The organism is Mesorhizobium sp. RIZ17, assembly GCF_051127865.1.
In the GTDB taxonomy this organism is placed as follows: domain Bacteria; phylum Pseudomonadota; class Alphaproteobacteria; order Rhizobiales; family Rhizobiaceae; genus Mesorhizobium; species Mesorhizobium humile.
The window spans coordinates 1,466,929-1,492,572 of record NZ_CP147861.1 but is presented as its reverse complement, the minus strand read 5'-3'; the positions used below and the strand labels follow the sequence as shown (position 1 = coordinate 1,492,572).

Here is a 25,644-nt window from a genome sequence, read left to right as displayed (position 1 = left end):
CAATCGAGGTGAGCGAGCATGCCGCCCTTCGCTACCGGCTGCCGAAGATCGCCGAGCCGACCCTTACGCTGGTCGCGCCGAAGGCGATGGCGGTCTCGTAGTCGCCGGACATGCCCATCGAAAGCTTTGCGACGCCGGCTTCGCGGGCGAGCTTTTCCAGCAGCGCGAAATGCGGGCCAGGGTTCTCATCGGCCGGCGGAATGCACATCAGGCCTTCGATGGCGAGACCATAACCATCGCGGCAGCGCTTGACGAAAGCGACCGCCTCGCGCGGCTCGATGCCGGCCTTCTGCAGCTCGGAGCCGGTGTTGACCTGCACGTAAAGCTTGGGTGTCCGGCCCTGCCGGGTCATCTCCTTGGCAAGTTCGGCGGCTATCTTTTCGCGGTCGACCGTCTCGATGACATCGAAAAGTGCCACCGCTTCCTTGGCCTTGTTGGACTGCAGCGGGCCGATCAGGTGCAACTCCAGATCGGCGAATGCCGCTCGCAGCGCCGGCCATTTGCCCTGCGCTTCCTGTACGCGGTTCTCGCCGAAGACGCGCTGGCCCGCCTCGATGACGGGGCGGATGTCCTCGGCAGCGAAGGTCTTCGATACCGCCACCAGCGTGACGGCGCCGGGCTCGCGCTTCGCCTCGCGTTCGGCGCCCGCGATCTTCGCCTTGACGGCGTGAAGCTGCTCTACGGCGCTCGTCATGCCACTATCCTGCCTATGGTTTTAACGCCGGCGCCGGCTCGCCGCAGTTGACGGGTCCGGCAATCCATGGTGAACACCGCGACGACATAGTCTCGGCTGCCGGCCTAGGCGTGTTGATATTCAGGTGATGCCGGCCTGCAAATGCCGGTTTCCTGCGCTTCCGGTGCTCACGTACCTTAAGTACGCTCCGCTCCGGTTCTCGGAACCCGCCATTTTCGGCTCGGCCTGACCTGAATATCAACACGCCTTGGTCCAGCACCGCGCCCCTGCTTTTAAGTGAAAAACATCCGATGGCAACCGAACGTTACAATCCGCGCACCTCCGAGCCCAAATGGCAGAAGGCCTGGGCCGAAAAGAAGCTGTTCGAGGCCCGCAACGACGACCCGAAGCCGAAATATTACGTGCTCGAGATGTTCCCCTATCCGTCGGGCAAGATCCATATCGGCCACACCCGCAACTACACGATGGGCGACGTGGTGGCGCGCTACAAGCGCGCCAAGGGTTTCAACGTGCTGCATCCGATGGGCTGGGACGCTTTCGGCATGCCGGCCGAAAACGCCGCCATGCAGAACAAGGTCCATCCCAAGGACTGGACCTATGAAAACATCGCGGTGATGCGCGAGCAGCTCAAGATGATGGGGCTGTCGCTCGACTGGGCGCGCGAGTTCGCTACCTGCGACGTCGACTACTACCACCGCCAGCAGATGCTGTTCCTCGACTTCGTCGAGAAGGGGCTGGTGACGCGCAAGTCCTCCAAGGTCAATTGGGACCCGGAGGACATGACGGTGCTTGCCAACGAGCAGGTCATCGACGGCCGCGGCTGGCGCTCGGGCGCGCTGGTCGAGCAGCGCGAGCTGACGCAGTGGTTCTTCAAGATCACCGACTTCGCGCAGGACCTGCTGGACTCGCTCAACCGCCTCGACGAATGGCCGGAAAAGGTCAAGCTGATGCAGCACAACTGGATCGGCCGCTCGGAAGGGCTGCTGATCCGCTGGCCGCTGGCAAAGCCGGTTGGCGATACGCATGAGCTGGAAGTCTACACCACCCGGCCCGACACCATCTTCGGCGCCTCCTTCATGGCGGTCGCAGCCGACCATCCGCTGGCGAGAAAAGCCGCCGAGAGCAATGTCGAGCTGGCGAAGTTCATCGAGGAGGTCCGCCATATGGGCACCTCGGTGGCGGCGCTCGAGACGGCCGAGAAGAAGGGTTTCGACACCGGCATCCGCGTCGTCCATCCGTTCGACGAGAACTGGACGCTGCCGATCTATGTCGCCAATTTCGTGCTGATGGAATACGGCACCGGCGCCATTTTTGGCTGCCCGTCTGGCGACCAGCGCGATCTCGACTTCGCCAACAAATACGGCCTGCCGGTGATCCCGGTGGTGATGCCGGAAGACGCCGACGCCAAGACCTTCCAGATCATCGAGGAGGCCTATGTCGACGACGGCGTGATGATCAACTCGCGCTTCCTCGACGGCATGAAGCCCGAGAAGGCTTTCAACGAAGTTGCGAAGCTGCTGGAGCAGAAAAGTATCGGCGGCCGGCCGATGGCGGAGCGCAAGGTAAATTTCCGCCTGCGCGACTGGGGCATCTCGCGCCAGCGCTACTGGGGCTGCCCGATCCCGATGATCCATTGCGAGGCCTGCGGCGTGGTGCCGGTGCCGAAGGCCGACCTGCCGGTGAAGCTGCCCGACGACATCGAGTTCGACCGTCCGGGCAACCCGCTCGACCGGCATCCGACATGGCGGCATGTCAAGTGCCCGCAATGCGGCCGCGATGCGCGGCGCGAGACCGACACGATGGACACCTTCGTCGATTCGTCCTGGTATTTCGCGCGCTTCACCGCGCCCTGGGCGAACGAGCCGACCGAGCCGAAAGCGGCCGACGAATGGCTGGCGGTCGACCAGTATATCGGCGGCATCGAACACGCGATCCTGCATCTGCTCTATTCGCGCTTCTTCACCCGCGCCATGCGCGAGACCGGTCACCTCAATCTGGCCGAGCCGTTCAAGGGCCTGTTCACGCAAGGCATGGTGGTGCACGAGACCTACCGGGTCGGCGGTCCTTCGACCAACGGCCGCTGGCTGTCGCCGCCTGAGGTCAGGATCGAGGACGCCGGCGGCAAGCGCCGCGCCGTGGAGATCGCCACCGGCGAGGAGGCGACGATCGGCGCGCTCGAGAAGATGTCGAAGTCGAAGAAGAACACGGTGAGCCCGGAAGAGATCACCGACGGCTACGGCGCCGACACGGCGCGCTGGTTCATGCTGTCGGACTCACCGCCGGAGCGCGACGTCGAATGGACCGACGATGGCGCCGCCGGCGCGCACCGCTTCGTGCAGCGCATCTGGCGCCTGGTGCAGATCGCGACCGAGCAGCTGGAAGGCGTGAAGCCCGCGGCGGCGAAGGATGGCGATGCGGGGACCGTTTCCAAGGCCGCGCACAAGATCCTGAAGGCGGTCGGCGAGGACATCGAGAAGCTCGGCTTCAACCGGGCGATCGCCCGCATCTACGAGCTTGCCAACGTGCTGGCGACGCCGCTCGCCGACGTTGCCGAAGCCAAGGCGGACGCCGCGCTGAAAAGCGCCTGCCGCGAGGCGGTGGAAATCCTGGTGCACATCATCGCGCCGGTCATGCCGCATCTGGCGGAGGAATGCTGGCAGGCGCTCGGCGGCGCCGAGATGGTCGCCGAGCGGCCCTGGCCGGTCTACGATCCGGCTTTGGTCGTCGACAACGAGATCGTGCTGCCGGTGCAGGTCAACGGCAAGAAGCGCGGGGATTTGACAATTGCCCGCGACGCGGATCAAGGTGCCGTCGAAAAAGCGGTTCTGGCTCTCGACTTCGTGCAAAAAGCACTGGAAGGTAAGGCTCCGCGCAAGGTGATCATCGTCCCGCAGAGGATCGTCAATGTCGTTGCCTGATCCGGTGAAGTCAGAAGCGGCCCGCCTGCGCGGCCGCTTGGCGGTCTGCGGCATGGTCGCCGCGCTGGCGCTGGTCTCGGCCTGCACCGTGCGGCCGCTCTATTCCAACCAGCCGCTGTCGCCCGGATCGACGCTCAGCGCGTCCGCCGAGCTCGCCTCGATCTCGATCAAGCCGGTCAACACCCGCTACGCGCAGCAGGTGCGCAACCATCTGATCTTCGCCTTCGGGCAAGGCTCGGGTGAGCCGGCCTCGCCGGCCTACGTGCTCGATCTCGGCGTCACCGAGCTGGTCGAATCGGCGGCAATCGTGCAGGTGCAGACCCAGGAAGATGAGCCGACGGCGGGCACGGTCACGCTGACCGCCAACTACGTGCTGCGCGATACCGCGACCAACACGGTGATTGCCGTCGGCAAGCGCTCCATTCCGTCGTCCTTCGACCGGCCGCGCCAGGAATTCGCGGCCTACCGGGCGCAGATCGACGCCGAGAACCGCGCCGCGCGGGAGCTTGCCGATCTGCTGCGACTGTCGATCGCGCAGGATTTGGCCAAGCACGGCAAAAAAGCCTGAGCGACGCTTCTATTTTCAAAATTAAAAAAGGCCGGTTGCCCGGCCTTTTTTGTTCTGGCGGGAAGACCGGCGTCAGCCGATCTTCTGGCCGGTCTTGGCCCAGTCGGCAAGGAAGGCGGCGAGGCCCTTGTCGGTCAGCGGGTGATTGACCAGCGCCTTCAGCGTCGCCGGCGGCGCGGTCACGACATCGGCGCCGATCAGCGCGGCCTGCTTGACGTGGTTCACCGTGCGCACCGAGGCGGTCAGGATCTCGGTCTTGAAATCGTAATTGTCGTAGATGGTGCGGATTTCCGAGATCAGCTCCATGCCGTCGGAACCGGTGTCGTCGATGCGGCCGACGAAGGGCGAAATGAACGAGGCGCCGGCCTTGGCGGCGAGCAGCGCCTGGTTGGCCGAGAAGCAGAGCGTTACGTTGACCATGCGGTTCATCTGAGTGCGGATCGTCTTGCAGGCCTTCAGCCCGTCCAGCGTCAGCGGCACCTTGATGCAGACATTCGGCGCGATCTTGGCCAGAACCTCGGCCTCGGCCATCATGTCCTTGAACTCTGTCGCCACGACCTCGGCCGAGACCGGGCCTTCGACGATGTCGCAGATCTGCTTGGTGACGTCGGCGATCTTGCCGCCCGATTTGAGGATCAGCGACGGGTTGGTGGTGACGCCGTCCAGCAGCCCAAGATCGTTGAGCTCCTTGATTTCCTTGATGTCAGCGGTGTCGACAAAAAACTTCATGGCTGTCTCCTTGGGGATCGCCCGGCGGTCGCCAGGCATATGCGAGGGTCCTCTTTGATCTAGACCAAAGTCAGGGCAAGGTCACGCCTGATGATGGAAGATTCGCCCTTTGTCGCAGCCGCGCCGGTGCTGGTGCCGATGCCTGCCGAACGGCCCTACACCTATGCCGTGCCGCCGGGCATGCGCGTGGTGCCGGGCTCGATCGTGCGCGTGCCGCTTGGGCCGCGCCAGGTCGCTGGCATCGTCTGGGACGGCGCCGTCGAAACCGTCGATGCGAAGAAGCTGCGGCCGATCGAGGAGGTGTTCGACTGCCCGCCGATCGACAAGGCGATGCGCCGCTTCGTCGACTGGATCGCGCAATACACATTGTCGGCGCCCGGCATGGTGGCGCGCATGCTGCTCAGGGCCCCCGAGGCTTTCGACCCGGAGCCGTGGATCGAAGGGCTGCAGCGCACGCTGGCCGAGCCGGACCGATTGACCGACGCGCGGCGGCGGGTGCTGGAAACCGCGGAGGGCGGCCTCGCCTGGACGCGCTCGGGGCTCGCGCATGCGGCGGGTGTGTCCTCGACCGTCATCGACGGATTGCGGGCGCAGGGCGTGTTCGAGACGGTGATGATCCCGCCGCGACCGGTGGTGGCGGCGCCCGATCCCGGCCATGCCGTGCCGGATTTGATGCCGGACCAGAAAGCGGCGGCGCAGAAGCTTCGCGCCGCTGTCGCCGCCGATGCCTTCAACGTCACCCTGCTAGACGGCGTCACCGGATCGGGCAAGACGGAAGTCTATTTCGAAGCGGTGGCGGCGGCGCTCGACAAGGGCAGGCAGGTGCTGATCCTGTTGCCGGAAATCGCGCTGACGCATGCCTTCCTCGAACGCTTCCAGGACCGGTTCGGCGCCAAGCCGGGGGAGTGGCACTCGGACCTGCCGCCCCGGATGCGCGAACGCGTCTGGCGGCAGGTGGCCGAAGGCGGCGTGCGCGTCGTCGCCGGCGCGCGCTCGGCGCTGTTCCTGCCGTTCAAGGAACTCGGCCTGATCGTCGTCGACGAGGAGCACGATCCCGCCTACAAGCAGGAAGATCGCGTCTTTTACAATGCGCGCGACATGGCGGTTGTGCGCGGCCATATCGGTGCTTTCCCCGTCGTGCTCGCCTCGGCGACGCCTTCGGTGGAAAGCCGGGTCAACGCCAGCCAGGGCCGGTACGACCGGGCCGTGTTGTCGTCGCGCTTCGCCGAGGCGGCGCTCCCCGACCTCAAGTCGATCGACATGCGGCGTTCGCCGCCGGCGCGCGGCGGCTTCCTTTCGCCGGTCCTCCTGGAACAGATGCGGCATACGCTGGAGAGACAAGAGCAGTCGCTGCTCTTCCTCAACCGGCGCGGCTATGCGCCGCTGACGCTCTGCCGCGTCTGCGGCCATCGCTTCGGCTGCCCGGTCTGCTCGGCCTGGCTGGTCGAGCATCGCTTTCGCGGCCAGCTCGTCTGCCATCATTGCGGCCACAATGAACGGAGGCCGGAGGCCTGTCCGGAATGCGGTACGCTGGACCATCTGGTGGCCTGCGGTCCCGGCGTCGAGCGCATCGCCGAGGAAGTGGTCGGGCATTTCCCCGATGCCCGCACCATCGTGCTGTCCTCGGACCTTCTGGGCGGCGTGCGCCGGCTTCGGCTCGAGCTCGAGGCCGTCGCCAATGGCGAGGCCGACATCGTCATCGGCACGCAGCTCGTCGCCAAGGGTCACAATTTTCCCGGCATGACGCTGGTCGGGGTGGTCGACGCGGATCTGGGATTGGCCAATGGCGATCCGCGCGCCGCCGAGCGCACTTTCCAACTGCTCAGCCAGGTGACGGGGCGCGCCGGCCGCACCGGCAAGAAGAGCCTCGGCCTGCTGCAGACCTACCAGCCGGACCATCCGGTGATGCGGGCGATCGTGTCGGGCGATTCGGAGGCCTTTTACGAGCGCGAGATCGCCGAGCGCGAACGCGCGGCGCTGCCGCCTTTCGGCAGGCTCGCCGGCATCATCGTCAGCGCCGCGACCCGAGGCGAGGCGGAGAGCCATGCGAGGGCCTTGAGGCGTGCCGCGCCCACTGCCTCCGACCTCTTCGTGCTTGGACCTGCCGAGGCGCCCTTGTCTTTGATCGGAGGTCGTCACCGCTTCCGCCTGCTGATCCAGGGCGAGCGGCGCGCCGACATGCAAGGCTTCATCCGCGCCATGCTGGCGGAGGGGCCGAAGCTGCGCGGCTCGGTCAGGGTGCAGGTCGACATCGACCCGCAGAGCTTTTTGTGAGTTTGCGGGATTACTCTCTCAGATCAATTTCGGTGAAGGGATTCAGATGGGGTACATCGAGAATTGCAAAATGCCGCACATTGGCCGTTAGGACGGACATGTTATTCAAACGGGCAGTCGAGGCGATCACGACGTCCGCCAAACCGGGATTGAAGCCTTTGGCGATTGCGGCATCTTCCAATTTCCCGGCGTCTCGGGCGATTGCGACGTCCACCGGCAGAATGCGTTGGTCGAATTCCGTCATTAGCCGTTCGAACCAGACCCCGATACGCGACGCCTTCGAACTTGCACCGGATCGCTTCAATTTCGCGATCCCTTTTTCCAACTCCAAGACGACGATGGACGACAGGTGCCAGGAGCCACGCTCCCGCTGTTCGTCTACCCAGGTCAGTACGTGTGAGGGAAGCGGAGGGCGATCAGGCGCAAAGGCTGACAGGAAGGACGTATCGAGCAGATAGCCGCTCAAAAGTCGACGTCCCGTGACGGCGATTCGTTTCGCTCAAATTCGATACCGCCAGGGTACTGAAGCAGGAAGTCGACGAAGGCTTTTTGGCTGCCCTGCGGATAAAGCTTTCGCCCCTCATCAATCGGAACAACCATGGCAATCGCCTTGCCATGCCTGGTGATGGTAGTAGGCTCACCATTCCCCGCGGCCTCGACAAGTGCCGAAAGCCCTGCCTTAGCCTCCCGAAGCTGGACGGTTTTCAAGGCGATCTCCGTTGTAGTCTCATGTGGTCACAATATAGAGATTGCATAGGAAAGGAACAAGTCCAGATGAAAACCCTCGGCCTCATCGGCGGCATGAGCTGGGAATCGACGGCGATCTATTACCGCCTGCTCAACGAGATCGTGCGTGATCGCCTGGGCGGGCTACATTCGGCCAAGCTCCTCCTGTGGTCGTTCGATTTCGCCGAGATCGCCGAACGGCAGCATGCGGGCGACTGGGAAGGCGCCGGTGCCCTTCTCGTGGAGGCTGCACGCCAACTGGCGGCGGGTGGTGCCGAAGGCCTGGTGATCTGCACCAACACCATGCACAAGCTGGCTGACGCGGTGCAGGCGGCTATCTCTATCCCGCTCATCCACATCGCCGACGCAACTGGGCATGCCGTCGTCGATGCAGGCGTGAAGCGGCCGGCGCTGCTCGCGACGCGCTTCACCATGGAGCAGGATTTCTACAAGGGTCGGCTTGCCGACAAATACGGGCTGCAGCCGGTGGTGCCGGACCAGCCGGGGCGCGACATGGTGCACAAGGTGATCTATGACGAGCTCTGCCAGGGCATCGTCAAAGGCGAATCGAAATCCGCCTATCTCGACGAAGTCGGCCGGATGCGGCGCACCGACCGGGTGGACGGGGTCATCATGGGCTGCACCGAGATCACCATGCTGATCGGCCAGGGCGATTTCGACGTTCCGGTGTTCGACACGACGCGCATCCATGCCGAGGCCGCGGTCGACTTCGCGCTTGCCTGATGCGCGGTTCCTAATGTGCTCGCCGTCCTCTGGCGCGCTGTTTTTCCCTCGCTAGAATGCCGGTGTTTCAGAACAAGAAATATGAGGGGATTATATGGACTTTGCGTTTCCGTGGCCCGCGAGCCAGGGTGAATGGCTGGCCTGGTCGAGCGCCATCGTGACCCTGGCCCTCGGCCTGTTCCTGTTCCTGGCGCCGGGACTTGCGTTTCGTGTGCTGCGCCTGCAGCCAAGGCCGGAGAAAGCGGCGGCGATCGCCGAGGGACGCGGCCGCATGTCGGGCTTCTATCTCGGCGTCAGCCTGTGCTGCATCCTGTTGGCACAGCCGCTGCTCTACATGGCGCTGGGCTTCTCCTGGCTGTTCACCGCCTTCGGCCGGCTCCTGTCGATGATGTCGGACGGCGCCAACACCCCTTTCAACTGGGCTTCCATCGTGGTTGAATTGGCGCTGGCGGCGCTGCCGCTGGCCTTTGCCTTCGGCTTCGTGCCCTGAATTCGAGACTAAAGCGCGCCGCCTTGAAACGGATTCAAGCGACGCGCTTTAGCTCCTTGTTTCGATGCATGTCGTTCTCCCAAAACCGCTACACACTTTTGGGCGACATGCATTAATCCTGCGCTTAAGGTTGGCCTTCGCCGCCTGATGCGACAAAAGTGCCTGAAAACCATGCCGGGCGATGCATTGCGGTCTTAAAAAGCCTGTGCTAGACGGCAATCGACTTTCGGCAGGGGATAGCGGAAGCCGCATCTCCGTGCTTGAAAATTTGTAATAAGGTCAAAGATTTAGCCAGAGTTTTTGCTCGCGCCAACAATCTGCGGCCTGTCAGACAAGAGAAAAGACGGTCCGTGGCCCAATCGTCATCGCCAATCTCAGCTGTCGCAGAACGCTATGCAGGCTCGCTGTTCGAGCTCGCGCTGCAGGACAATTCAGTCGCCAAGGTCGAGGCCGACCTCACCAGCTTCGAGGCGCTGCTCAATGGCAGCGACGATCTCTCGCGGCTGATCAACAGCCCGGTGTTCTCCAGCGAGGACCAGGCTAGGGCCATCGCCGCCATCGCCGACAAGGCCAAGATCACCGGCCTGGTCGGCAATTTCCTGCGCGTCGTGGCCAAGAACCGCCGCCTGTTCGCGGTGCCCGGCATGATCAAGGCGTTCCGCCAGATCGCCGCCGACCATCGCGGCGAGGCCTCGGCCGAAGTCACCTCGGCGCATGCGCTGACGGCCGCGCAGCAGACTGAACTCAAGGCGACGCTCAAGGGCATCGCCGGCAAGGACGTGGCCATCGCCATGACCGTCGACCCGTCGCTGCTCGGCGGGCTGATCGTCAAGATGGGCTCGCGCCAGATCGATACGTCGCTCAAAACCAAACTCAATTCGCTCAAGCTTGCACTGAAAGAGGTCGGCTGATGGACATCCGCGCCGCGGAAATTTCCGCAATTCTGAAAGACCAGATCAAGAATTTCGGCAAGGAGGCCGAGGTCTCCGAAGTCGGCCAGGTTCTGTCCGTCGGTGACGGCATCGCCCGCGTCTACGGCCTCGACAATGTCCAGGCCGGCGAGATGGTCGAGTTCCCGGGCGGCATCCGCGGCATGGCGCTGAACCTCGAAGCCGACAATGTCGGCGTCGTCATCTTCGGTGCCGACCGCGACATCAAGGAAGGCGACACCGTCAAGCGTACCGGCGCCATCGTCGACGCGCCTGTCGGCATGGGCCTGCTCGGCCGCGTCGTCGACGCGCTGGGCAACCCGATCGACGGCAAGGGTCCGATCAAGGCAACCGAACGCAAGCGTGTCGACGTCAAGGCGCCCGGCATCATTCCGCGCAAGTCGGTGCATGAGCCGATGTCGACCGGCCTCAAGGCCATCGACGCGCTGATCCCGGTCGGCCGCGGCCAGCGCGAACTGGTCATCGGCGACCGCCAGACCGGCAAGACCGCCATCATCCTCGACACGATGCTGAACCAGAAGTCGGTGCACGACAACGGCCCCGAGAAGGAAAAGCTCTACTGCGTCTACGTCGCCGTCGGCCAGAAGCGCTCGACCGTCGCGCAGTTCGTCAAGGTGCTGGAAGAGCGCGGCGCGCTCGAATATTCGATCATCGTGGCCGCCACCGCGTCCGATCCGGCGCCGATGCAGTTCCTGGCGCCGTTCACCGCCTGCACCATGGGCGAATATTTCCGCGACAACGGCATGCATGCGCTGATCAGCTATGACGATCTGTCGAAGCAGGCCGTCGCCTACCGCCAGATGTCGCTCCTGCTGCGCCGCCCGCCGGGCCGCGAAGCCTATCCGGGCGACGTCTTCTACCTGCACTCGCGCCTGCTCGAGCGGGCCGCCAAGCTCAACGACGACAACGGCAACGGTTCGCTGACCGCGCTGCCGATCATCGAGACGCAGGCGAACGACGTGTCGGCCTACATCCCGACCAACGTGATCTCGATCACCGACGGCCAGATCTTCCTCGAGACCAACCTGTTCTTCCAGGGCATCCGTCCGGCGGTGAACGTCGGCCTGTCGGTGTCGCGCGTCGGCTCCTCGGCGCAGATCAAGGCGATGAAGCAGGTCGCCGGCTCCATCAAGGGCGAGCTCGCGCAGTATCGCGAAATGGCGGCCTTCGCGCAGTTCGGCTCCGATCTCGACGCGGCAACGCAGCGTCTGCTCAATCGCGGTTCGCGCCTGACCGAGCTGCTCAAGCAGCCGCAATTCTCGCCGCTCAAGGTCGAGGAACAGGTCTCGGTGATCTTCGCCGGTGTCAACGGCTATCTCGACAAGCTGCCGCTGAACCAGGTCGGCAAGTTCGAGCATGGCCTGCTCAGCCACATGCGCTCGGCCGGCAAGGATGTGCTCGACGCTATCCGCAAGGAGAAGGCGTTGTCGGACGACCTGCGCGCCAAGCTCAAGGCGGAGATCGACGCCTTCGCCAAGACCTTCGCCTAACAACAAGCCGGACGCACGGGATCAGGTTTGAAGCATGCCTTCATTAAAAGACCTTCGTAACCGTATCGCCTCGGTCAAGGCGACGCAGAAGATCACCAAGGCGATGCAGATGGTCGCCGCGGCGAAGCTGCGTCGCGCGCAGGAGGCGGCGGAAGCGGCGCGTCCCTATTCCGAGCGCATGGGCGCGGTTCTGGCCAACATCACCCAGGCGATCGGCGGCGGCGGCGATGCCCCGGCGCTGATGACGGGCACCGGCAGGGACGATGTGCATCTGCTCATCGTCTGCACCGCCGAGCGCGGCCTGTGCGGCGGCTTCAATTCGCAGATCGCGCGCCTTGCCCGCGACCACATCCGCCGGCTTCTCGCCGACGGCAAGCAGGTGAAGATCATCTGTGTCGGCAAGAAGGGCTACGACATCCTGCGCCGCGACTACGCCTCGATGATCCTCGAGCGCGTCGACCTGCGCGAGGTCAAGACGCTCGGCTTCGTCAATGCCGATGCGATCGCGCGCAAGGTCATCCACCTCTTCAACGAGGGCGGCTTCGACATCTGCACGCTGTTCTATTCGCAGTTCAAGTCGGTGATCAGCCAGATCCCGACGGCGCAGCAGATCATCCCGGCGGCGCAGGCTTCGGCCACCGCCGAAGCAGGCAATGGCGGCGGCGCCGTCTATGAATACGAGCCGGAGCCGGGCGAGATCCTCTCCGACCTCATCCCGCGCAACATCGCCGTGCAGGTCTTCCGCGCGCTGCTGGAAAACGCGGCGGGCGAGATGGGCGCCAAGATGAGCGCCATGGACAATGCGACGCGCAACGCCGGCGATATGATCAACAAGCTGTCGATCACCTACAACCGCCAGCGGCAGGCGCAGATCACCAAGGAACTGATCGAGATCATTTCGGGCGCCGAGGCGCTCTAATCACGCGCCGCGCGGGATACCCGGCGGCCAGCGTGAACAACGGATAGACGAAAAGGGCAAAGACGATGGCGAAAGCAGCTACCCCGAAGACCGCCGCCAAGGCGGCACCGGCCCCCAAGGCGGCGAAGGCCCCGGAAGCAGCCGAAAAGGCCGCCGTTCCGGCGAAGAAGGCAGCCGCTCCGGCCAAGGCGGCGAGCGTAGTGACGAAGCGGGTCGGCGCCGCCGGCAAGGTCCGCCAGGTCATCGGCGCCGTCGTCGACGTGCAGTTCGAAGATCATCTGCCCGCCATTCTGAACGCGCTTGAAACCGAAAATGTCGGCAACCGCCTGGTGCTCGAGGTCGCCCAGCATCTCGGCGAGAACACCGTGCGCTGCATCGCCATGGACTCGACCGAAGGCCTGGTCCGCGGCCAGAATGTCTACGACACCGGCGCGCCGATCTCGGTTCCGGTCGGTCCGGGCATGCTCGGCCGCATCATCAACGTCATCGGCGAGCCGGTCGACGAGGAAGGCCCGGTCGACGGCGTCGAGATGCGCGCCATCCACCAGCCCGCTCCGGCCTATGTCGATCAGTCGACTGAAGCGCAGATCCTGGTCACCGGCATCAAGGTTCTCGACCTGCTCGCGCCTTACGCCCGTGGCGGCAAGATCGGCCTGTTCGGCGGCGCCGGCGTCGGCAAGACCGTGCTGATCCAGGAGCTGATCAACAACGTCGCCAAGGCTCACGGCGGCTTCTCGGTGTTCGCCGGCGTCGGCGAGCGCACCCGCGAGGGCAACGACCTCTATCACGAGTTCATCGAATCGGGCGTCAACAAGAAGGGTGGCGGCGCCGGCTCGAAGGCCGCGCTGGTCTACGGCCAGATGAACGAGCCGCCGGGCGCGCGCGCCCGCGTCGGTCTGACCGGCCTGACGGTCGCCGAATATTTCCGCGACCAGGGCCAGGACGTGCTGTTCTTCGTCGATAACATCTTCCGCTTCACGCAGGCGGGCTCGGAAGTGTCGGCGCTGCTCGGCCGTATTCCTTCCGCCGTGGGTTACCAGCCGACGCTGGCCACCGACATGGGCGCGCTGCAGGAACGCATCACGACCACGACCAAGGGTTCGATCACCTCGGTGCAGGCCATCTACGTTCCGGCCGACGACTTGACCGATCCGGCGCCGGCAACCTCGTTCGCCCACCTCGACGCCACGACCGTGCTGAACCGCGCGATCTCGGAAAAGGGCATCTATCCGGCCGTCGATCCGCTGGATTCCACCTCGCGCATGCTCGACCCGATGGTCGTCGGCGAAGAGCACTACCAGGTCGCCCGCCAGGTGCAGTCGATCCTGCAGCGCTACAAGTCGCTGCAGGACATCATCGCCATCCTTGGCATGGACGAGCTGTCGGAAGAGGACAAGCAGACGGTGGCCCGCGCCCGCAAGATCGAGCGCTTCCTGTCGCAGCCGTTCTTCGTCGCCGAAGTGTTCACGGGCGCGCCGGGCAAGCTGGTCGACCTCGCCGACACCATCAAGGGCTTCAAGGGCCTCTGCGCCGGTGACTATGATCACCTGCCGGAAGCCGCCTTCTACATGGTCGGCGGCATCGACGAAGCGGTCGAGAAGGCGCAGCGCCTGGCGGCTGAAGCAGCGTAATTGAGGCAATAGGGAGTAGTCAGTAGTCAGTAGTGAATAGCAGCTGGGTGATCAGGACAGATGTCCTAGCCCTACTCCCTACTCACTATTCCCTACTCACTAATTTGATCATGGCTGAAGCTTTCAAGTTCGAACTGGTCTCGCCGGAGCGGCTGCTCGTTTCCGAGCAGGTCGAGTCCGTCGTCATCCCGGGCGCCGAAGGCGAAATGACGGTGATGGCGCAGCACGCGCCGGTCATGACGACGATCAAGCCCGGCGTCGTCACGATCAAGGCCGCGTCCGGCAAGGAAGACCGCTTTGTCGTGTTCGGCGGTTTCGCCGACATCCTGCCGTCGGGCTGCACGCTGCTTGCCGAATCGGCAGTGCATGTGAACGACATCGACCGTGCTGACCTTGCCCGTCGCATCCAGGACGCCAAGGAAGACGCCGCCGACGCCAAGGACGACGTGGCGCGCAGCCGCGCCGAGCAGTTCCTCAGCCAGCTCACCACGCTGGAAGGCGCGCTGCTGCCAGCCTGACGTTTGCTTAAGGCGGCAAGTCGAGCCGTCTCGGGCGTGATATTGAAAGCGGGGCCTTGCCCCGCTTTTTCGTTTGGGGGACAGTCCGCCTGCCCGACAGCCGCTTCACCGTGGGCACGGTCCCCTACGCAAACGTGGTCGGCAAAGCGGTGCGCCTGTTCTGGAATTCGAACGCGGTCGACTATGCCGCGCGCCAGGTCGTGAACGGTTCGCGCGACTAGTTCCTCAACACAGTGATTTTGAAGATTGCAGGCTTGTCGGGCAAGGCTATCAACGTCCGCTCGGAGCATTCAGCGCAAACGCTGGTGACGAACTGGAGGCTCCTGAACCTCGTCATTCCAGGGCGGAGCAAGGAGCGAAGCGACGCGCGCAGCCCCTGGAATCCATGCCGTTACCTGGACCGAGGTGTGCAACGGTGCAGAATTCTGGACCGCCGCAACGCTTCCAAGTCACGGCATGGATCCTCGGGTCTGCGCGCGTCGCTACGCTCCTTGCTCCGCCCGTGGATGACGACCGCGATAGGTGTCCCGGCCAATCGCCAAGGCATGGAATGTGCCAACGCACACATAGCCAACCGGTCGAAACTTCTGTGTTAAGGAACTAGCTACTCAGCCGGCCTGGGCGGCTCGTTGCCGATGCCGAGGGCGGCAAAGGCCAGCTTCGGACCGCCTTGCTTGAAATGGACGAGATGGGTGGCGACAAGCTCGATCAATTTCCGGCGTTCCGGATGGCCCTTGGCAAAGCCCGCGAGATCGAACACGGCCGCCGCTATCTCTGCTGTCGACAGGTTGCGGCCGAACAGGTCGGCCAGGGCGGCATCGAGCGGATCGGTGAAGTGGCCCTCGGGCAAAGTCTTGCCGCGCGCGGCGCCGGCGGCGATCCAGGCCGCGACAACCAGCGACAAATGTTCGGGAAGCAGCCCGGCTTCCAGCCTCGCAAGAGCGGAGGCGATGATGCGCTGCGGCAGTTTCTGGCTGCCGTCATTGGCGATCTGCGCGGTGCGGTGGGCGAGCGCGGTGTTGGAAAAGCGGTCGGCAAGCTCAGCCATGTAGGGGATCGGATCGAGCCCGGCATCCTGCGGCAGCGTCGGAATGGCCTCGGCCCACAGCAAGTCCACGAACTGCCGGATCGACGGATCGGCAAAGGCGCGGTCGACTGTGGCGTGGCCGCTGAGCAGGCCGAGATAGGCGATGCCCGAATGCGCGCCGTTGAGCAGCCTCAGCTTCATGTCCTCGAACGGGCCGACATCCTCGACCATGGTGACGCCGAACTTCTCCCAGGCCGGGCGTCCTGCGGGGAAGCGGTCCTCGATCACCCATTGCCGGAACGGCTCGGTCATCACCGGCCAGGCGTCCTCAAGGCTCAGTTGCTGCGCAATACGCGTCCGGTCCGCGTCCGTCGTCGCCGGAACGATGCGGTCGACCATGCTCGACGGGAAGGCCACTTCGTCGGCGATATAGCCGGCTAATGGCCGACCGTCCGCGTTGCCACGCGAGGCGCGCAGCTTGGCGAATTCGATCAGCAGCCGGTGCAGCGTGGCGCCGTTGGCCGGCAGGTTGTCGCAGCAGAGCACGGTGAAGGCCGGCGTGCCGGCCGCCCGCCTGCGCGCCAGCGCCTCGGCGAGAAATCCATGCGCCGTCTTCGGCGATCCGGGGTTGGCGAGATCGTGGACGATATCGGGGTGCGCGCCGTCGAGCGTGCCGTCGGCCGCCCTGAGATAGGCTTTTTCGGTGATGGTCAGCGTAACGATGCGGGTACGCGGGTCGGTCAGCGCGGCGAGCACCGCGTCAGGGTTCTCCGGAGCGACGAGCAAGGACAGGATCGAGCCGACGACCTCAAGCTGCTCGCCGGCGCTGTCCCTGATCGCCAGCGTGTATAGCCCGTCCTGCGGCGCGAGCGCATCGCGCGTGTCGGGGCTGCGCAGCGAGACGCCGGTGATGCCCCAATCGCTCTCGCCGTCTGCCAGGCAGGCATCGACATAGGCGGCCTGATGGGCACGGTGAAAGGCGCCGACGCCAAGATGCACGATGCCGGGGGTGATGCTGGCCCGATCATAGGCCGGGACTAAAACCTCGCTTGGCAAGGACGGCAGCGCGCTGTCGGAAAGGCGGCCGCGGGTCATGGCACCAAAACGGCTGAGGGGCTTCGGTGGAGCGGCATGTCGATGTCCCTTGCGGTGGAGCACACGCGGCGTATCACCTGTTCCCCACCGCCGCAAGAAGGCCGAGGCCTGCCGACCGCAAGAGGCGGCGGCTGGACGACCGCAAGAGGCGGCGGCTGGACGACCGCAAGAGGCGGCGGCTTGCCTACCGCGTTGACATCATCGTTGGCCGACCGTACCGATACCGACCCTAAAGCGCGTCGCGCTGAAACGGACCTCGGCGAGGCGCTTCAGGTCTTTTTGCTGATGCAGGTCGTTGCTCGAACCGCCGCGCACCTCCGGCGACGTGCATTGGAGGAGCCGCCTTTTCGATGATCGCGCCGACCGATCCCGATCTGCTGTTTCCGCCCGAGGCGAATTCGCGCGCATTGGCCCGTGCCCTTTATGCCGGCGTGAAAGACCTGCCCATCGTCAGCCCGCATGGTCACACCGACCCGCGCTGGTACGCGCTCAACGAGCCGTTTCCGGATCCCGCACAACTGCTCATCGTGCCGGACCATTACATTTTCCGCATGCTGTTCAGCCAGGGCGTGCCGCTGGAGGAGCTCGGCGTGGCGACGCTGGACGGTTCGCCCGTCGAGACCGACGGCCGCGCGATCTGGCGGCGCTTCGCCGAGCATTACTACCTCTTCCGTGGCACGCCGACGCGGCTTTGGCTCGACCATGTGCTCGCGCATCTGTTCGGCATCGGCGAACCGCTGACCGTCGCCAGCGCCGACCGCGCCTACGACACGATCGCCGCGCTGCTGCAGCGCGACGACTATCGTCCGCGGGCGCTGTTCGAGCGTTTCAACATCGAGGTGATCGCGACGACCGAAGGCGCGCTCGACGACCTCAAATGGCACCGGATGATCGGGGACAGCGGCTGGAAGGGTCGCGTCGTCACCACTTACCGTCCGGACGCCGTGGTCGATCCCGACTTCGAAGGGTTCTCGGCCAATCTGGATCGGCTGGGAGAGATCACCGGATGCGACACCGGCGCATGGGCCGGTTATCTCGATGCGCATCGCAAGCGCCGCGCCTATTTCAAGGAATTCGGGGCGACCTCATCCGATCACGGCCATCCGACCGCCGAGACCGCCAATCTCTCCGACGCGGCGGCGCAGGAGCTGTTCAACCGCATCCGGCACGGCTCCGGCGACGAGCGCGAACGGCGGCTGTTTCGCGCCCAGATGCTGACCGAGATGGCCAAGATGAGCCGCGACGACGGCCTGGTGATGCAGATTCATCCGGGCTCCTGGCGCAATCATTCGCCTGCGGTCTTCCAGCGGTTCGGCCGCGACAAGGGCTTCGATATCCCGACCCGCACCGACTATGTGACGGCGCTGAAGCCGCTGCTCGACTGCGTTGGGCTGGAGCGCGACCTCACCGTTATCCTCTTCACGCTGGATGAGGCGAGCTATGCGCGCGAGCTGGCGCCGCTCGCCGGCGTCTATCCGGCGCTCAGGCTCGGTCCGGCCTGGTGGTTCCACGACAGCCCGGAAGGCATGCGCCGCTTCCGTGAGATGACCACGGAGACGGCCGGTTTCTACAACACCGTCGGCTTCAACGACGACACGCGGGCCTTTCCCTCGATTCCGGCGCGCCACGACGTCGCCCGCCGCGTCGACTGCGCCTTCCTGGCGCGGCTGGTGGGCGAGCATCGGCTGCGCGAGGACGAGGCGCATGAACTGGCCGGGGAGTTGGCCTACGCGCTTGCCAAGAAGGCCTATCGCCTGTGAAGGGGCGCCGCCACATGCGCGGAACGGCCGATCCCTGGATCGGCAGCGGGCGAAGGGCAGGGCGAGCTTGAACGATCTTTCCGCCTTCAGCCTCGCGGGCAAGCGCATCCTGGTCACCGGCGCCAACACCGGCATCGGGCAAGGTATCGCCGTGTCGGTCGCGCGCGCCGGCGGCCTGGTCGTCGGCGTCGGTCGTTCGGCCATGGATGACACGGCTGGGAAGGTCGCGGCGGAGGGAGGTGGCTTCGAGGTGGTCAAGGCCGATCTCGGCGATCCCGCCGAGGCAGCCGCCATGCTCGACCGGGTCTGGGACGAGAGCGGCCCGCTCGACGGGCTCGTCAACAATGCCGGCATCATCCGGCGCGCCGATGCGGTCGAGCTCAGCGAAGCCGACTGGGACGAGGTGATGGACGTCAATCTTAAGACGGTCTTTCGCCTCTGCCAGGGTTTCGCAAGGCGGGTGCTGGCGGAGCCGGGACGGCGCGGCAAGATCGTCAACATAGGCTCGGTGCTGAGCTTCCAGGGCGGCATCCGTGTCGCCTCCTACACGGCCTCGAAGCACGGCGTGCTCGGCCTCACAAGGCTGCTTGCCTGCGAATGGGCGGCAAAAGGCATCAACGTCAACGGCATCGCGCCGGGCTATATCGAGACCAACAACACCGAAGCCTTGCGTGCCGACCCCGATCGCAGCGCCGCCATCCTCGGGCGCATCCCGGCCGGGCGCTGGGGCCAGCCCACGGATATAGGCGACGCGGCCGTGTTCCTGCTGGCGCCGGCGTCGGACTATATGCATGGCGCGGTGGTGCCGGTCGATGGCGGCTGGCTGGCGCGATGACCGTTTCCTGCCAATGTCGAACGAAAGTTACTGCAATGAGCGATATCTTTTCCCATGCGGGCGAAAAAGCCTGGGAGCCGACGCCGGACGGCAACAGGCGGCGGGTGCTGGTGCACACCGATGAATTGATGATGGTCGAGTTCGCCTTCGACAAGGGCGGCGTCGGCGCGCTGCATTCGCATCGGCATGTCCAGGCAAGCTATGTCGCCGAGGGCCGCTTCGAGGTCACCATCGACGGTCGATCGGAGGTCCTCGAAACGGGAAGCGGCTTCATCGTGCCGGCCAATCTCGTGCATGGCGTCAAGGCGCTGGAGGCAGGGCGGCTGGTCGACAGTTTTGCGCCTTGCCGGGCCGATTTCCTTTAGGGCATTTCGCCGGGTTCCGGGAAACGGTGAATTGCACTAGCTGAAACGTCTCAGCGCTGCTGCAGCGCCAGGCGTATGCCGAGCGCGCAATAGATGCCGCCGACCACCTTGCCCTGCCATTTCAGCACCGCCGGATTGCGGCGCAGGAAGGAACCCAGGCCGCCCGCGCTGACGGCGAAGACGACGGTGCTGAAGAGCCCGAGCAGGACAAAGATGATGCCGAGCGTCATCAGCTGCAGCGCCACGAAACCCTCTTGCGGGTGCACGAATTGCGGCAGGAAGGCCAGGAAGAACAGAGCCGTCTTCGGATTGAGCACTTCGGTCAGGATCGCCTGCCGGAAGGCTCGGCCCGCGGAAATGGGCAGCGTCCTGCCTGCCAGGTCGGCCGGCGCCTTTTCGACAATGGCGCGGATGCCGAGGTAAACGAGATAGGCCGCGCCGATATATTTGACGATGCTGAACAGCATCGCCGAGGCGGCGATGATGGCCGAGATGCCGATGATGGCCATGATGGTATGGATCACGTCGCCCGCGGCGACGCCTGCGCCGGTGGCAATGCCGACCTTCGTGCCCGAGCTCGTCGCCCGAGCGACCGTGAGCAGTGTGGCCGGCCCCGGGATGAAGACGAAGCCGAGCACCACCGCAATGTAGGTGACGAGCGTGGCGGGGTCGATCATGCGAGGGTTCCTTCGGAGCGCGCCCGCCACCAGCAGCGGGCTGCATGGAACCATAGCACCTGGAACTCTCCAGCCGGTGTGCCAGCGACGGCTTTTCGATGACGACATCGGCGCGAGGCGAGAGCATTCCGCAAAGCGCGGTTGTGGCCGGATGACGGCTGCGCTACTTCAAAGCATCACATGGTGAATCATTGACCGGTCTTCATATCCTCCCGAAAACCACTATCCGTCAGGTGCCTGCCTGATGCCGGCACAGGCAGCCGGCCTGCGGGCCGAGGATCACAAGCGGCGCGTCCTGAAGGATGTGTTCGGCTTCGACGATTTCCGCCCCGGGCAGGCGAGCGTGATCGAGGCGTTGCTCGCCGGGCGCCATGTGCTGGCGGTCATGCCGACGGGTGCCGGCAAGTCGCTCTGCTATCAGGTTCCGGCGCTGGTCAAGGGTGGGCTCACCATCGTGGTCTCGCCGCTGGTGGCGCTCATGCAGGACCAGGTCGCCGCCTTGCGTCTTGCCGGCGTGGCCGCCGACACGATCAATTCCTCGCTCGACCGCGACGCCAATGTCGCGGCCTGGCGCCGCGTCGCGTCCGGGCAGACGCGGCTGCTCTACATGGCGCCGGAGCGGCTGATGACGGAGCGGATGCTCGAAGCCTTGTCGCGGCTCGATGTCGGCCTGATCGCCATCGACGAGGCGCATTGCATCTCGCAATGGGGCCCGGCCTTCCGACGCGAATATGAGGACCTGTCGCGGTTGCGCGGGTTGTTTCCGCAAGTCCCCATCATCGCGCTGACGGCGACGGCGGACGAGGCCACGCGGGCCGACATCGAAGCGCGGCTGTTCGCCGGGCGCGCCGAAACCCTGGTGCTGGGCTTCGACCGGCCCAACATCAAGCTGGCGATAGAGCCCAAGCAGGACAGCAAGCGCCAGCTGCTGCGTTTCATCGAGCGTCACCAGGGCAAGAGTGGCATCATCTATTGCCTGTCGCGCCGCAAGACGGAGGAAATGGCGGCCTTCCTGGAGAAGAACGGCGTGCACGCGCTCGCCTATCATGCCGGCATGAGCAAGGAGGCGCGCGAGGCCAACCAGAACGCGTTCATGAGCCTGTCGGGTGTCGTCATGGTGGCGACCATCGCTTTCGGCATGGGCATCGACAAGCCCGATGTCGCCTATGTCTTCCACACCGACCTGCCCGGCAGCCTGGAGGCGTATTACCAGGAGATCGGCCGCGCCGGACGCGACGGCCGGTCGGCGGAAGCGCATATGCTCTACGGTGCCGGCGACATCCGTACGCGCCGGATGTTCATCGACGACGAGGATACCGCACCCGAGCACAAAAGGCGGGCGCATCGCCGGCTCGACACGCTGATCGGCTATTGCGAGACGGCGCAGTGCCGGCGCCAGGTGCTGCTCGGCTATTTCGGCGAGGAGGCGCAGGCCTGCGGCAATTGCGACAACTGCCTCGACCAGGCACCGCGCGCCGATGGCAGCGCCGAGGCGCGCATCATCCTTTCGGCCGTCGCGCAGAGCGGCGAGCGCTTCGGCGCCGCCCATGTCATCGACATCCTGCTCGGCCATGAAACCGAAAAGGTGCTGGCCAGGGGCCATCAGAAGCTTACCAGCTTCAAGGCCGGCATCGTGCACAGGAAGCCGGTCTGGCTGTCGCTCGTCCGGCAACTCGTCGCCGGCGGCTTCCTGGTGCCGGATCCCGACGGCCATGGCGGTCTCGCCATCTCGGAAAGCGGCCGCTCGCTCGGCCGTGGCGAGGTTGCGTTCGAATATCGTGTCGAGGGCCGGGATCGTCTCGCGCGCGGCAGGAAGCGCGCCGCGCAGGGCTCCGCCATGGAGGGTGAGGGCGTCGATGCATCGCTTCTGGCGACGCTCAAGACGTTGCGGCTGCGGCTCGCCAAGGAGCGCCAGGTGCCGGCCTATGTGGTGTTTTCCGACCGCACCCTGATCGACATGGCCGAGCGCCGCCCGCAAGACCTCGACGACTTTGCCGAAGTGAACGGCGTCGGCGCCGCCAAGCTCAAGGAGTTCGGCGAGATTTTCCTGAGCGCGATCGCGGCCCATGGGGCGAGCGGGTCGAGCTAAGGGAGGGGCCTCATTCCGCGCGCCATTATTCCAGGTCTGTGAGGCAGCATTTCTTGAATTTCTTGCCGCTGCCACAAGGACATGGATCGTTGCGACCGACGTGCCGCAAGGGGTTTATCACCGGTTCCTCCGGGCTCGTCCACGGCAACGGCGAGGACGACTGCCAGTCTTCCTCCTCATTGCCATCGTCGCTTTCCCAATGGCGGAACCAATCCAGCGTTTCAATCACATCGTCGATGTAGCCGAGATTGTTGCTCTTGAATCGTTCGATGTCGTCCGGCGCCTCTTCGGCTGCTCGAAGGTCCTCCTCGAAATCGCGTCGCTCCAGCATGTCCGCTGGAACGCGCCCTTCATTCCATGCGCTATCGACCAACGGCGTGAGATCGCGCCATCCCAGCATGGCGATCGCCTCGAGCCAGGCAACCCAGACCTGCTCCTCGTCGTCGGCCATCTTCTCGGCATGGAACCGTTCGAGAAAGAGCCGCATCCGGTCCCGCTCGATACGCCCTTCCCAAGTGAGAAAGGCAGCGGCGCTCATCAGCACGTCGCGCGTGAATTCATCGACCTCGCGGTCGCCGATGGTGTTGAAGAGAGCTTGGGCGTCGCCGTCGAACATGCCCGCGAAGATGCGCGGCAGCGTTTCCGTGAGGGCGTCGCCGAGTAGATCGTCGACCTCACGGCCTGGACGACGGAGCAGGCGCAGCAAGGATTGACAGGCCTCGGTGTCGCGCGCGCCACCCAGAATATGCAAGCCCCGGAAAAGAAGCCTTTCGTCGTCCAACGACAGCACCTCCCCATCGGCGGCCCTTGCGAGAATCGCCCGCAACGCAGGGGCAGCTTCCTCGATCCTGATGGTGCAAACGCCGATTGCAATATCCGGCATCCGCCGCTCGGTCGCCAGGGCATGCAGGTAGCGGTTTATCGGATACAGCTCGAAGTCTTCGCTGTCAGTGCTGAGGAGTTTTTCCAGCTCTTCTTTTTTCATCACTCGCCTCGATGGAGGGCCGTTCCTGCGGTGTGCTATCGATCGTCTAGCCGCACCTTGTGTCAACCCTGAGAGCGACAATGAGCGAATATCAGTATTACGAGTTCCAGGCGATCGACCGGCCGCTCAGTCAGGCGGACCGCCGCGTGTTGCGCAATTTCTCGACACGGGCGCGCATCACCGCCACCAGCTTCACCAATTTCTACGAGTGGGGAGACTTCAAAGGCGATCCGGACGAGTTCATGGAACGCTGGTTCGATCTTCATCTCTATCTGGCCAACTCCAGGCGCTTGCCGAACGACAGGGCAGTGTCGAGGCATTCCGCGTCCGACTTCAATCCATTCGCGAGCGCCATGCCGGCAAGGGCCGCTTCATCGAACGACTGACGCCGCTGGGGTAGACACGCTCAAATTCCACCGTCGTCGCCAAACGCGGCTACGACCGATCCTCAAGGCCTTTGCCGGCAATTCTTGTCCGCCCGCGAACCGCCACGGTGGTGGGTAATCGGGTTACGCCAAATTTCCGCCGTTCTGGCGCCGTCCACGGCGAAATTCCGACAGAAGGCGCGATCGGGACGCTTTAAGCGAGACGCCGCGGGGTGTGGAGACCCTGCGCATGTTGGGATCTGCGAATGACAATAATCTTCGACAATGCCGCAAGCTGGCGCGACATCGTGCGCGTCGGCGACGGCGAAAACCTGGCGCTGACCGACGCCGCCTGGGATCGCATCGCGCACGCGAGCCGCATCGTGACAAGCCTCGTCGAAAAGGGCATTCGAGCCTATGGCGTGAATACCGGGGTCGGCGCGCTGGCGAGCCAGGTGGTGGCGCCGGCACTGCAGGAAAAGCTGTCGCGCAACATCATTCTCAGTCACGCCTGCGGCGTCGGCGAACCGGTGCCCGAGCGCGGCATCCGCGCCGTCATTGCGGTGCAGGTGGCGAATTTCGCGCATGGCCATTCGGGCGTGCGGCCTCAGATCGTGCGCAACCTGCTCACCTTCCTCGAGCGCGGTTGCGTTCCGGATGTTCCGTCCCGCGGGTCGGCCGGATATCTGACGCACAACGCCCATATCGCGCTGGTGCTTATCGGTGAGGGCAGGGCGACTGTTGCCGGGCGCAGGATGAGCGGCCGTCAGGCGCTGGCCGAGATCGGCCTCGAGCCGCTGGTGCTGGGCGCCAAGGAAGGCTTGAGCCTCGTCAACGGCACGGCATGCGCCACCGGCCTGACAAGCATCGCGCTGGTTCGCGCCGAGCGTCTGCTCAATTGGGCCGATGCCGCGGCGGCGCTGACGCTGGAAGCCGCCGGCGGGCAGATGGCGGCCTTCGACGCAACGGTGCTGGCCATGAAGCCGTCGCCCGGCATTCAGGCGGTGGGTGCCGCACTGCGGCGCCTGCTCGACGGCAGTGGCCTGATCGCGGCCGCGCAGGGCAGCCGCACGCAGGACGCGCTCAGCCTGCGCGCGGTGCCGCATGTACATGGCGCGGCGCGCGAGGTGCTGGAGCGTTCAGCTCTTCTGGTTGACCGCGAACTGGCTTCGGTCACCGACAATCCCGCGGTGGCGGGTACGCCAGAGGAGCCTCAGGTGTTTTCGCAGGCGCATCCGGTCGCGGCCGCGCTCGGGCAGATCGCCGACGGCCTGACGATTGCGCTCGCGCAGGTCGCGGCCATGAGCGAACGCCGCATCGACCGCCTGGTCAATCCGCTGGTCAACAACCTGCCGGCCTTTCTAGCTGCCGAAGGCGGCTGCAATTCGGGTTTCATGATCGCCCAGTACACCGCCACGTCGCTCAGCAACGTCAACCGGCGCCTTGCCGCGCCGGCGGCGACGGATGGCGGCGTCACATCCGGCTTGCAGGAGGATTTCCTCGCCCACCCGACCGTGGCTGCCAACAAGCTGCTGGCCGTGATCGACAATGCCGAATACATCCTGGCGATCGAACTCATGGCCGCCGCGCAGGCGCATGATTTCCTGGCCGGCAAGGCCGCGCGGGCGCCGGGCACCGATGCGATCTATCGCGCCATCCGCCAGCGCGTCGCGCATTACAGCGACGACCGTCCGCTGTCCTGGGACATGGAAATTCTGCGCGACTTCATCCGCGAGGCGGATGTGGCGGGTTGATGGCGGATCGCCGGCTCAGCCCAATGCGAGGCAAAGGCCCG

General features: G+C 65.0%; 23 protein-coding genes and 1 pseudogene. 17 read left to right on the top strand and 7 right to left on the bottom strand.

Going from position 1 to position 25,644, the window contains the following annotated elements:
- Positions 1-31: 31 nt before the first annotated feature.
- Complete coding sequence (locus WDX12_RS07390) at positions 32-694, bottom strand: YggS family pyridoxal phosphate-dependent enzyme (protein ID WP_434724414.1); 663 nt, start codon at positions 692-694, stop codon at positions 32-34.
- A 290-nt stretch (positions 695-984) separates the two neighbouring features.
- On the opposite strand from WDX12_RS07390, the gene leuS reads away from it, so the two are divergent.
- Together leuS and lptE are read left to right on the top strand one after the other, a co-directional pair.
- A complete protein-coding gene (leuS, locus tag WDX12_RS07385) occupies positions 985-3,612 on the top strand; it encodes a leucine--tRNA ligase (RefSeq protein ID WP_434724413.1) in 2,628 nt (875 codons plus the stop codon).
- Complete coding sequence (lptE, locus tag WDX12_RS07380; RefSeq protein WP_434724412.1) at positions 3,599-4,180, top strand: LPS assembly lipoprotein LptE; 582 nt, start codon at positions 3,599-3,601, stop codon at positions 4,178-4,180. Before leuS ends, lptE begins: the two co-directional genes overlap by 14 nt.
- 72 nt (positions 4,181-4,252) lie before the next feature.
- Here lptE and fsa read toward each other — a convergent pair whose 3' ends face one another.
- Positions 4,253-4,909: a fructose-6-phosphate aldolase gene (gene fsa / locus WDX12_RS07375; RefSeq protein WP_434724411.1), complete on the bottom strand. Its 657-nt coding sequence runs from the start codon at positions 4,907-4,909 to the stop codon at positions 4,253-4,255.
- Positions 4,910-4,999: 90 nt separating this feature from the next.
- On the opposite strand from fsa, the gene WDX12_RS07370 reads away from it, so the two are divergent.
- Entirely contained in the window at positions 5,000-7,183 is a 2,184-nt protein-coding gene (locus WDX12_RS07370) for a primosomal protein N' (RefSeq protein ID WP_434724410.1), read from the top strand.
- A gap of 10 nt (positions 7,184-7,193) precedes the next feature.
- On the opposite strand, the gene WDX12_RS07365 is transcribed toward WDX12_RS07370, so the two are convergent.
- Positions 7,194-7,649: a type II toxin-antitoxin system VapC family toxin gene (locus WDX12_RS07365; protein WP_434724409.1), complete on the bottom strand. Its 456-nt coding sequence runs from the start codon at positions 7,647-7,649 to the stop codon at positions 7,194-7,196.
- A complete protein-coding gene (locus WDX12_RS07360) occupies positions 7,646-7,891 on the bottom strand; it encodes a type II toxin-antitoxin system Phd/YefM family antitoxin (protein ID WP_320297578.1) in 246 nt (81 codons plus the stop codon). The genes WDX12_RS07365 and WDX12_RS07360 overlap by 4 nt, the downstream gene beginning before the upstream one ends.
- A gap of 66 nt (positions 7,892-7,957) precedes the next feature.
- On the opposite strand from WDX12_RS07360, the gene WDX12_RS07355 reads away from it, so the two are divergent.
- The 8 genes from WDX12_RS07355 (at position 7,958) to WDX12_RS07320 (ending at position 14,872) form a co-directional block, all read left to right on the top strand.
- A complete protein-coding gene (locus tag WDX12_RS07355) occupies positions 7,958-8,653 on the top strand; it encodes an aspartate/glutamate racemase family protein (protein WP_320297579.1) in 696 nt (231 codons plus the stop codon).
- 94 nt (positions 8,654-8,747) lie between these two features.
- Positions 8,748-9,143 (top strand): DUF4345 family protein, encoded by a 396-nt coding sequence (locus WDX12_RS07350; RefSeq protein ID WP_320297580.1) that lies wholly within the window; start codon positions 8,748-8,750, stop codon positions 9,141-9,143.
- 350 nt (positions 9,144-9,493) lie between these two features.
- The gene (locus WDX12_RS07345; RefSeq protein WP_320297581.1) at positions 9,494-10,054 is read left to right on the top strand and encodes a F0F1 ATP synthase subunit delta; all 561 of its coding nucleotides are present in this window, start codon (positions 9,494-9,496) and stop codon (positions 10,052-10,054) included.
- Complete coding sequence (gene atpA / locus WDX12_RS07340; RefSeq protein WP_320297582.1) at positions 10,054-11,583, top strand: F0F1 ATP synthase subunit alpha; 1,530 nt, start codon at positions 10,054-10,056, stop codon at positions 11,581-11,583. Before WDX12_RS07345 ends, atpA begins: the two co-directional genes overlap by 1 nt.
- Positions 11,584-11,617: 34 nt before the next feature.
- The gene (locus WDX12_RS07335) at positions 11,618-12,502 is read left to right on the top strand and encodes a F0F1 ATP synthase subunit gamma (protein ID WP_320297583.1); all 885 of its coding nucleotides are present in this window, start codon (positions 11,618-11,620) and stop codon (positions 12,500-12,502) included.
- Between the two features lie 65 nt (positions 12,503-12,567).
- The gene (gene atpD / locus WDX12_RS07330) at positions 12,568-14,133 is read left to right on the top strand and encodes a F0F1 ATP synthase subunit beta (RefSeq protein WP_434724408.1); all 1,566 of its coding nucleotides are present in this window, start codon (positions 12,568-12,570) and stop codon (positions 14,131-14,133) included.
- 110 nt (positions 14,134-14,243) lie between these two features.
- On the top strand, positions 14,244-14,651 hold the full coding sequence (locus WDX12_RS07325) for a F0F1 ATP synthase subunit epsilon (RefSeq protein WP_320297585.1): 408 nt from the start codon (positions 14,244-14,246) through the stop codon (positions 14,649-14,651).
- 56 nt (positions 14,652-14,707) lie between these two features.
- Positions 14,708-14,872, top strand: coding sequence for a hypothetical protein (locus WDX12_RS07320; RefSeq protein WP_434724407.1), 165 nt, complete (start codon positions 14,708-14,710; stop codon positions 14,870-14,872).
- Between the two features lie 383 nt (positions 14,873-15,255).
- Here WDX12_RS07320 and WDX12_RS07315 read toward each other — a convergent pair whose 3' ends face one another.
- A complete protein-coding gene (locus WDX12_RS07315) occupies positions 15,256-16,773 on the bottom strand; it encodes a mannitol dehydrogenase family protein (protein ID WP_434724406.1) in 1,518 nt (505 codons plus the stop codon).
- A gap of 350 nt (positions 16,774-17,123) precedes the next feature.
- On the opposite strand from WDX12_RS07315, the gene uxaC reads away from it, so the two are divergent.
- The 3 genes from uxaC (at position 17,124) to WDX12_RS07300 (ending at position 19,733) form a co-directional block, all read left to right on the top strand.
- A complete protein-coding gene (uxaC, locus tag WDX12_RS07310) occupies positions 17,124-18,533 on the top strand; it encodes a glucuronate isomerase (protein ID WP_434724405.1) in 1,410 nt (469 codons plus the stop codon).
- Between the two features lie 67 nt (positions 18,534-18,600).
- Positions 18,601-19,368, top strand: a complete 768-nt coding sequence (kduD, locus tag WDX12_RS07305) for a 2-dehydro-3-deoxy-D-gluconate 5-dehydrogenase KduD (protein ID WP_434724404.1) — start codon at positions 18,601-18,603, stop codon at positions 19,366-19,368.
- 35 nt (positions 19,369-19,403) lie between these two features.
- Positions 19,404-19,733 carry a cupin domain-containing protein gene (locus WDX12_RS07300; protein WP_434724403.1) on the top strand — a complete coding sequence of 110 codons (330 nt, stop codon included), beginning with the start codon at positions 19,404-19,406 and terminating at the stop codon, positions 19,731-19,733.
- 50 nt (positions 19,734-19,783) lie between these two features.
- Here the strand turns inward: WDX12_RS07300 and WDX12_RS07295 are convergent, their stop codons facing one another.
- A complete protein-coding gene (locus tag WDX12_RS07295; RefSeq protein ID WP_320297591.1) occupies positions 19,784-20,410 on the bottom strand; it encodes a LysE family translocator in 627 nt (208 codons plus the stop codon).
- 244 nt (positions 20,411-20,654) lie between these two features.
- Here WDX12_RS07295 and recQ point away from each other — a divergent pair, with 244 nt between their 5' ends.
- A complete protein-coding gene (gene recQ, locus WDX12_RS07290; protein WP_434724402.1) occupies positions 20,655-22,499 on the top strand; it encodes a DNA helicase RecQ in 1,845 nt (614 codons plus the stop codon).
- Between the two features lie 25 nt (positions 22,500-22,524).
- On the opposite strand, the gene WDX12_RS07285 is transcribed toward recQ, so the two are convergent.
- On the bottom strand, positions 22,525-23,484 hold the full coding sequence (locus tag WDX12_RS07285; protein WP_434724401.1) for a DUF1186 domain-containing protein: 960 nt from the start codon (positions 23,482-23,484) through the stop codon (positions 22,525-22,527).
- Positions 23,485-23,564: 80 nt separating this feature from the next.
- On the opposite strand from WDX12_RS07285, the pseudogene WDX12_RS07280 reads away from it, so the two are divergent.
- Positions 23,565-23,765: pseudogene (locus tag WDX12_RS07280) on the top strand (hypothetical protein); the annotation flags it as partial.
- Between the two features lie 350 nt (positions 23,766-24,115).
- The gene (locus tag WDX12_RS07275; RefSeq protein WP_434724400.1) at positions 24,116-25,603 is read left to right on the top strand and encodes an HAL/PAL/TAL family ammonia-lyase; all 1,488 of its coding nucleotides are present in this window, start codon (positions 24,116-24,118) and stop codon (positions 25,601-25,603) included.
- Positions 25,604-25,644: the final 41 nt, after the last annotated feature.

Coding starts and splice junctions, on each gene's coding strand:
- leuS (WP_434724413.1), top strand. CDS start 985: ATGGCAACCGAACGTTACAATCCGCGCACCTCCGAGCCCAAATGGCAG.
- WDX12_RS07335 (WP_320297583.1), top strand. CDS start 11,618: ATGCCTTCATTAAAAGACCTTCGTAACCGTATCGCCTCGGTCAAGGCG.
- WDX12_RS07285 (WP_434724401.1), bottom strand. CDS start 23,484: ATGAAAAAAGAAGAGCTGGAAAAACTCCTCAGCACTGACAGCGAAGAC.
- WDX12_RS07390 (WP_434724414.1), bottom strand. CDS start 694: ATGACGAGCGCCGTAGAGCAGCTTCACGCCGTCAAGGCGAAGATCGCG.
- recQ (WP_434724402.1), top strand. CDS start 20,655: ATGCCGGCACAGGCAGCCGGCCTGCGGGCCGAGGATCACAAGCGGCGC.
- WDX12_RS07295 (WP_320297591.1), bottom strand. CDS start 20,410: ATGATCGACCCCGCCACGCTCGTCACCTACATTGCGGTGGTGCTCGGC.
- lptE (WP_434724412.1), top strand. CDS start 3,599: ATGTCGTTGCCTGATCCGGTGAAGTCAGAAGCGGCCCGCCTGCGCGGC.
- fsa (WP_434724411.1), bottom strand. CDS start 4,909: ATGAAGTTTTTTGTCGACACCGCTGACATCAAGGAAATCAAGGAGCTC.
- WDX12_RS07315 (WP_434724406.1), bottom strand. CDS start 16,773: ATGACCCGCGGCCGCCTTTCCGACAGCGCGCTGCCGTCCTTGCCAAGC.
- WDX12_RS07355 (WP_320297579.1), top strand. CDS start 7,958: ATGAAAACCCTCGGCCTCATCGGCGGCATGAGCTGGGAATCGACGGCG.
- WDX12_RS07325 (WP_320297585.1), top strand. CDS start 14,244: ATGGCTGAAGCTTTCAAGTTCGAACTGGTCTCGCCGGAGCGGCTGCTC.
- WDX12_RS07370 (WP_434724410.1), top strand. CDS start 5,000: ATGATGGAAGATTCGCCCTTTGTCGCAGCCGCGCCGGTGCTGGTGCCG.
- WDX12_RS07300 (WP_434724403.1), top strand. CDS start 19,404: ATGAGCGATATCTTTTCCCATGCGGGCGAAAAAGCCTGGGAGCCGACG.
- WDX12_RS07275 (WP_434724400.1), top strand. CDS start 24,116: ATGACAATAATCTTCGACAATGCCGCAAGCTGGCGCGACATCGTGCGC.
- atpD (WP_434724408.1), top strand. CDS start 12,568: ATGGCGAAAGCAGCTACCCCGAAGACCGCCGCCAAGGCGGCACCGGCC.
- uxaC (WP_434724405.1), top strand. CDS start 17,124: ATGATCGCGCCGACCGATCCCGATCTGCTGTTTCCGCCCGAGGCGAAT.
- WDX12_RS07350 (WP_320297580.1), top strand. CDS start 8,748: ATGGACTTTGCGTTTCCGTGGCCCGCGAGCCAGGGTGAATGGCTGGCC.
- atpA (WP_320297582.1), top strand. CDS start 10,054: ATGGACATCCGCGCCGCGGAAATTTCCGCAATTCTGAAAGACCAGATC.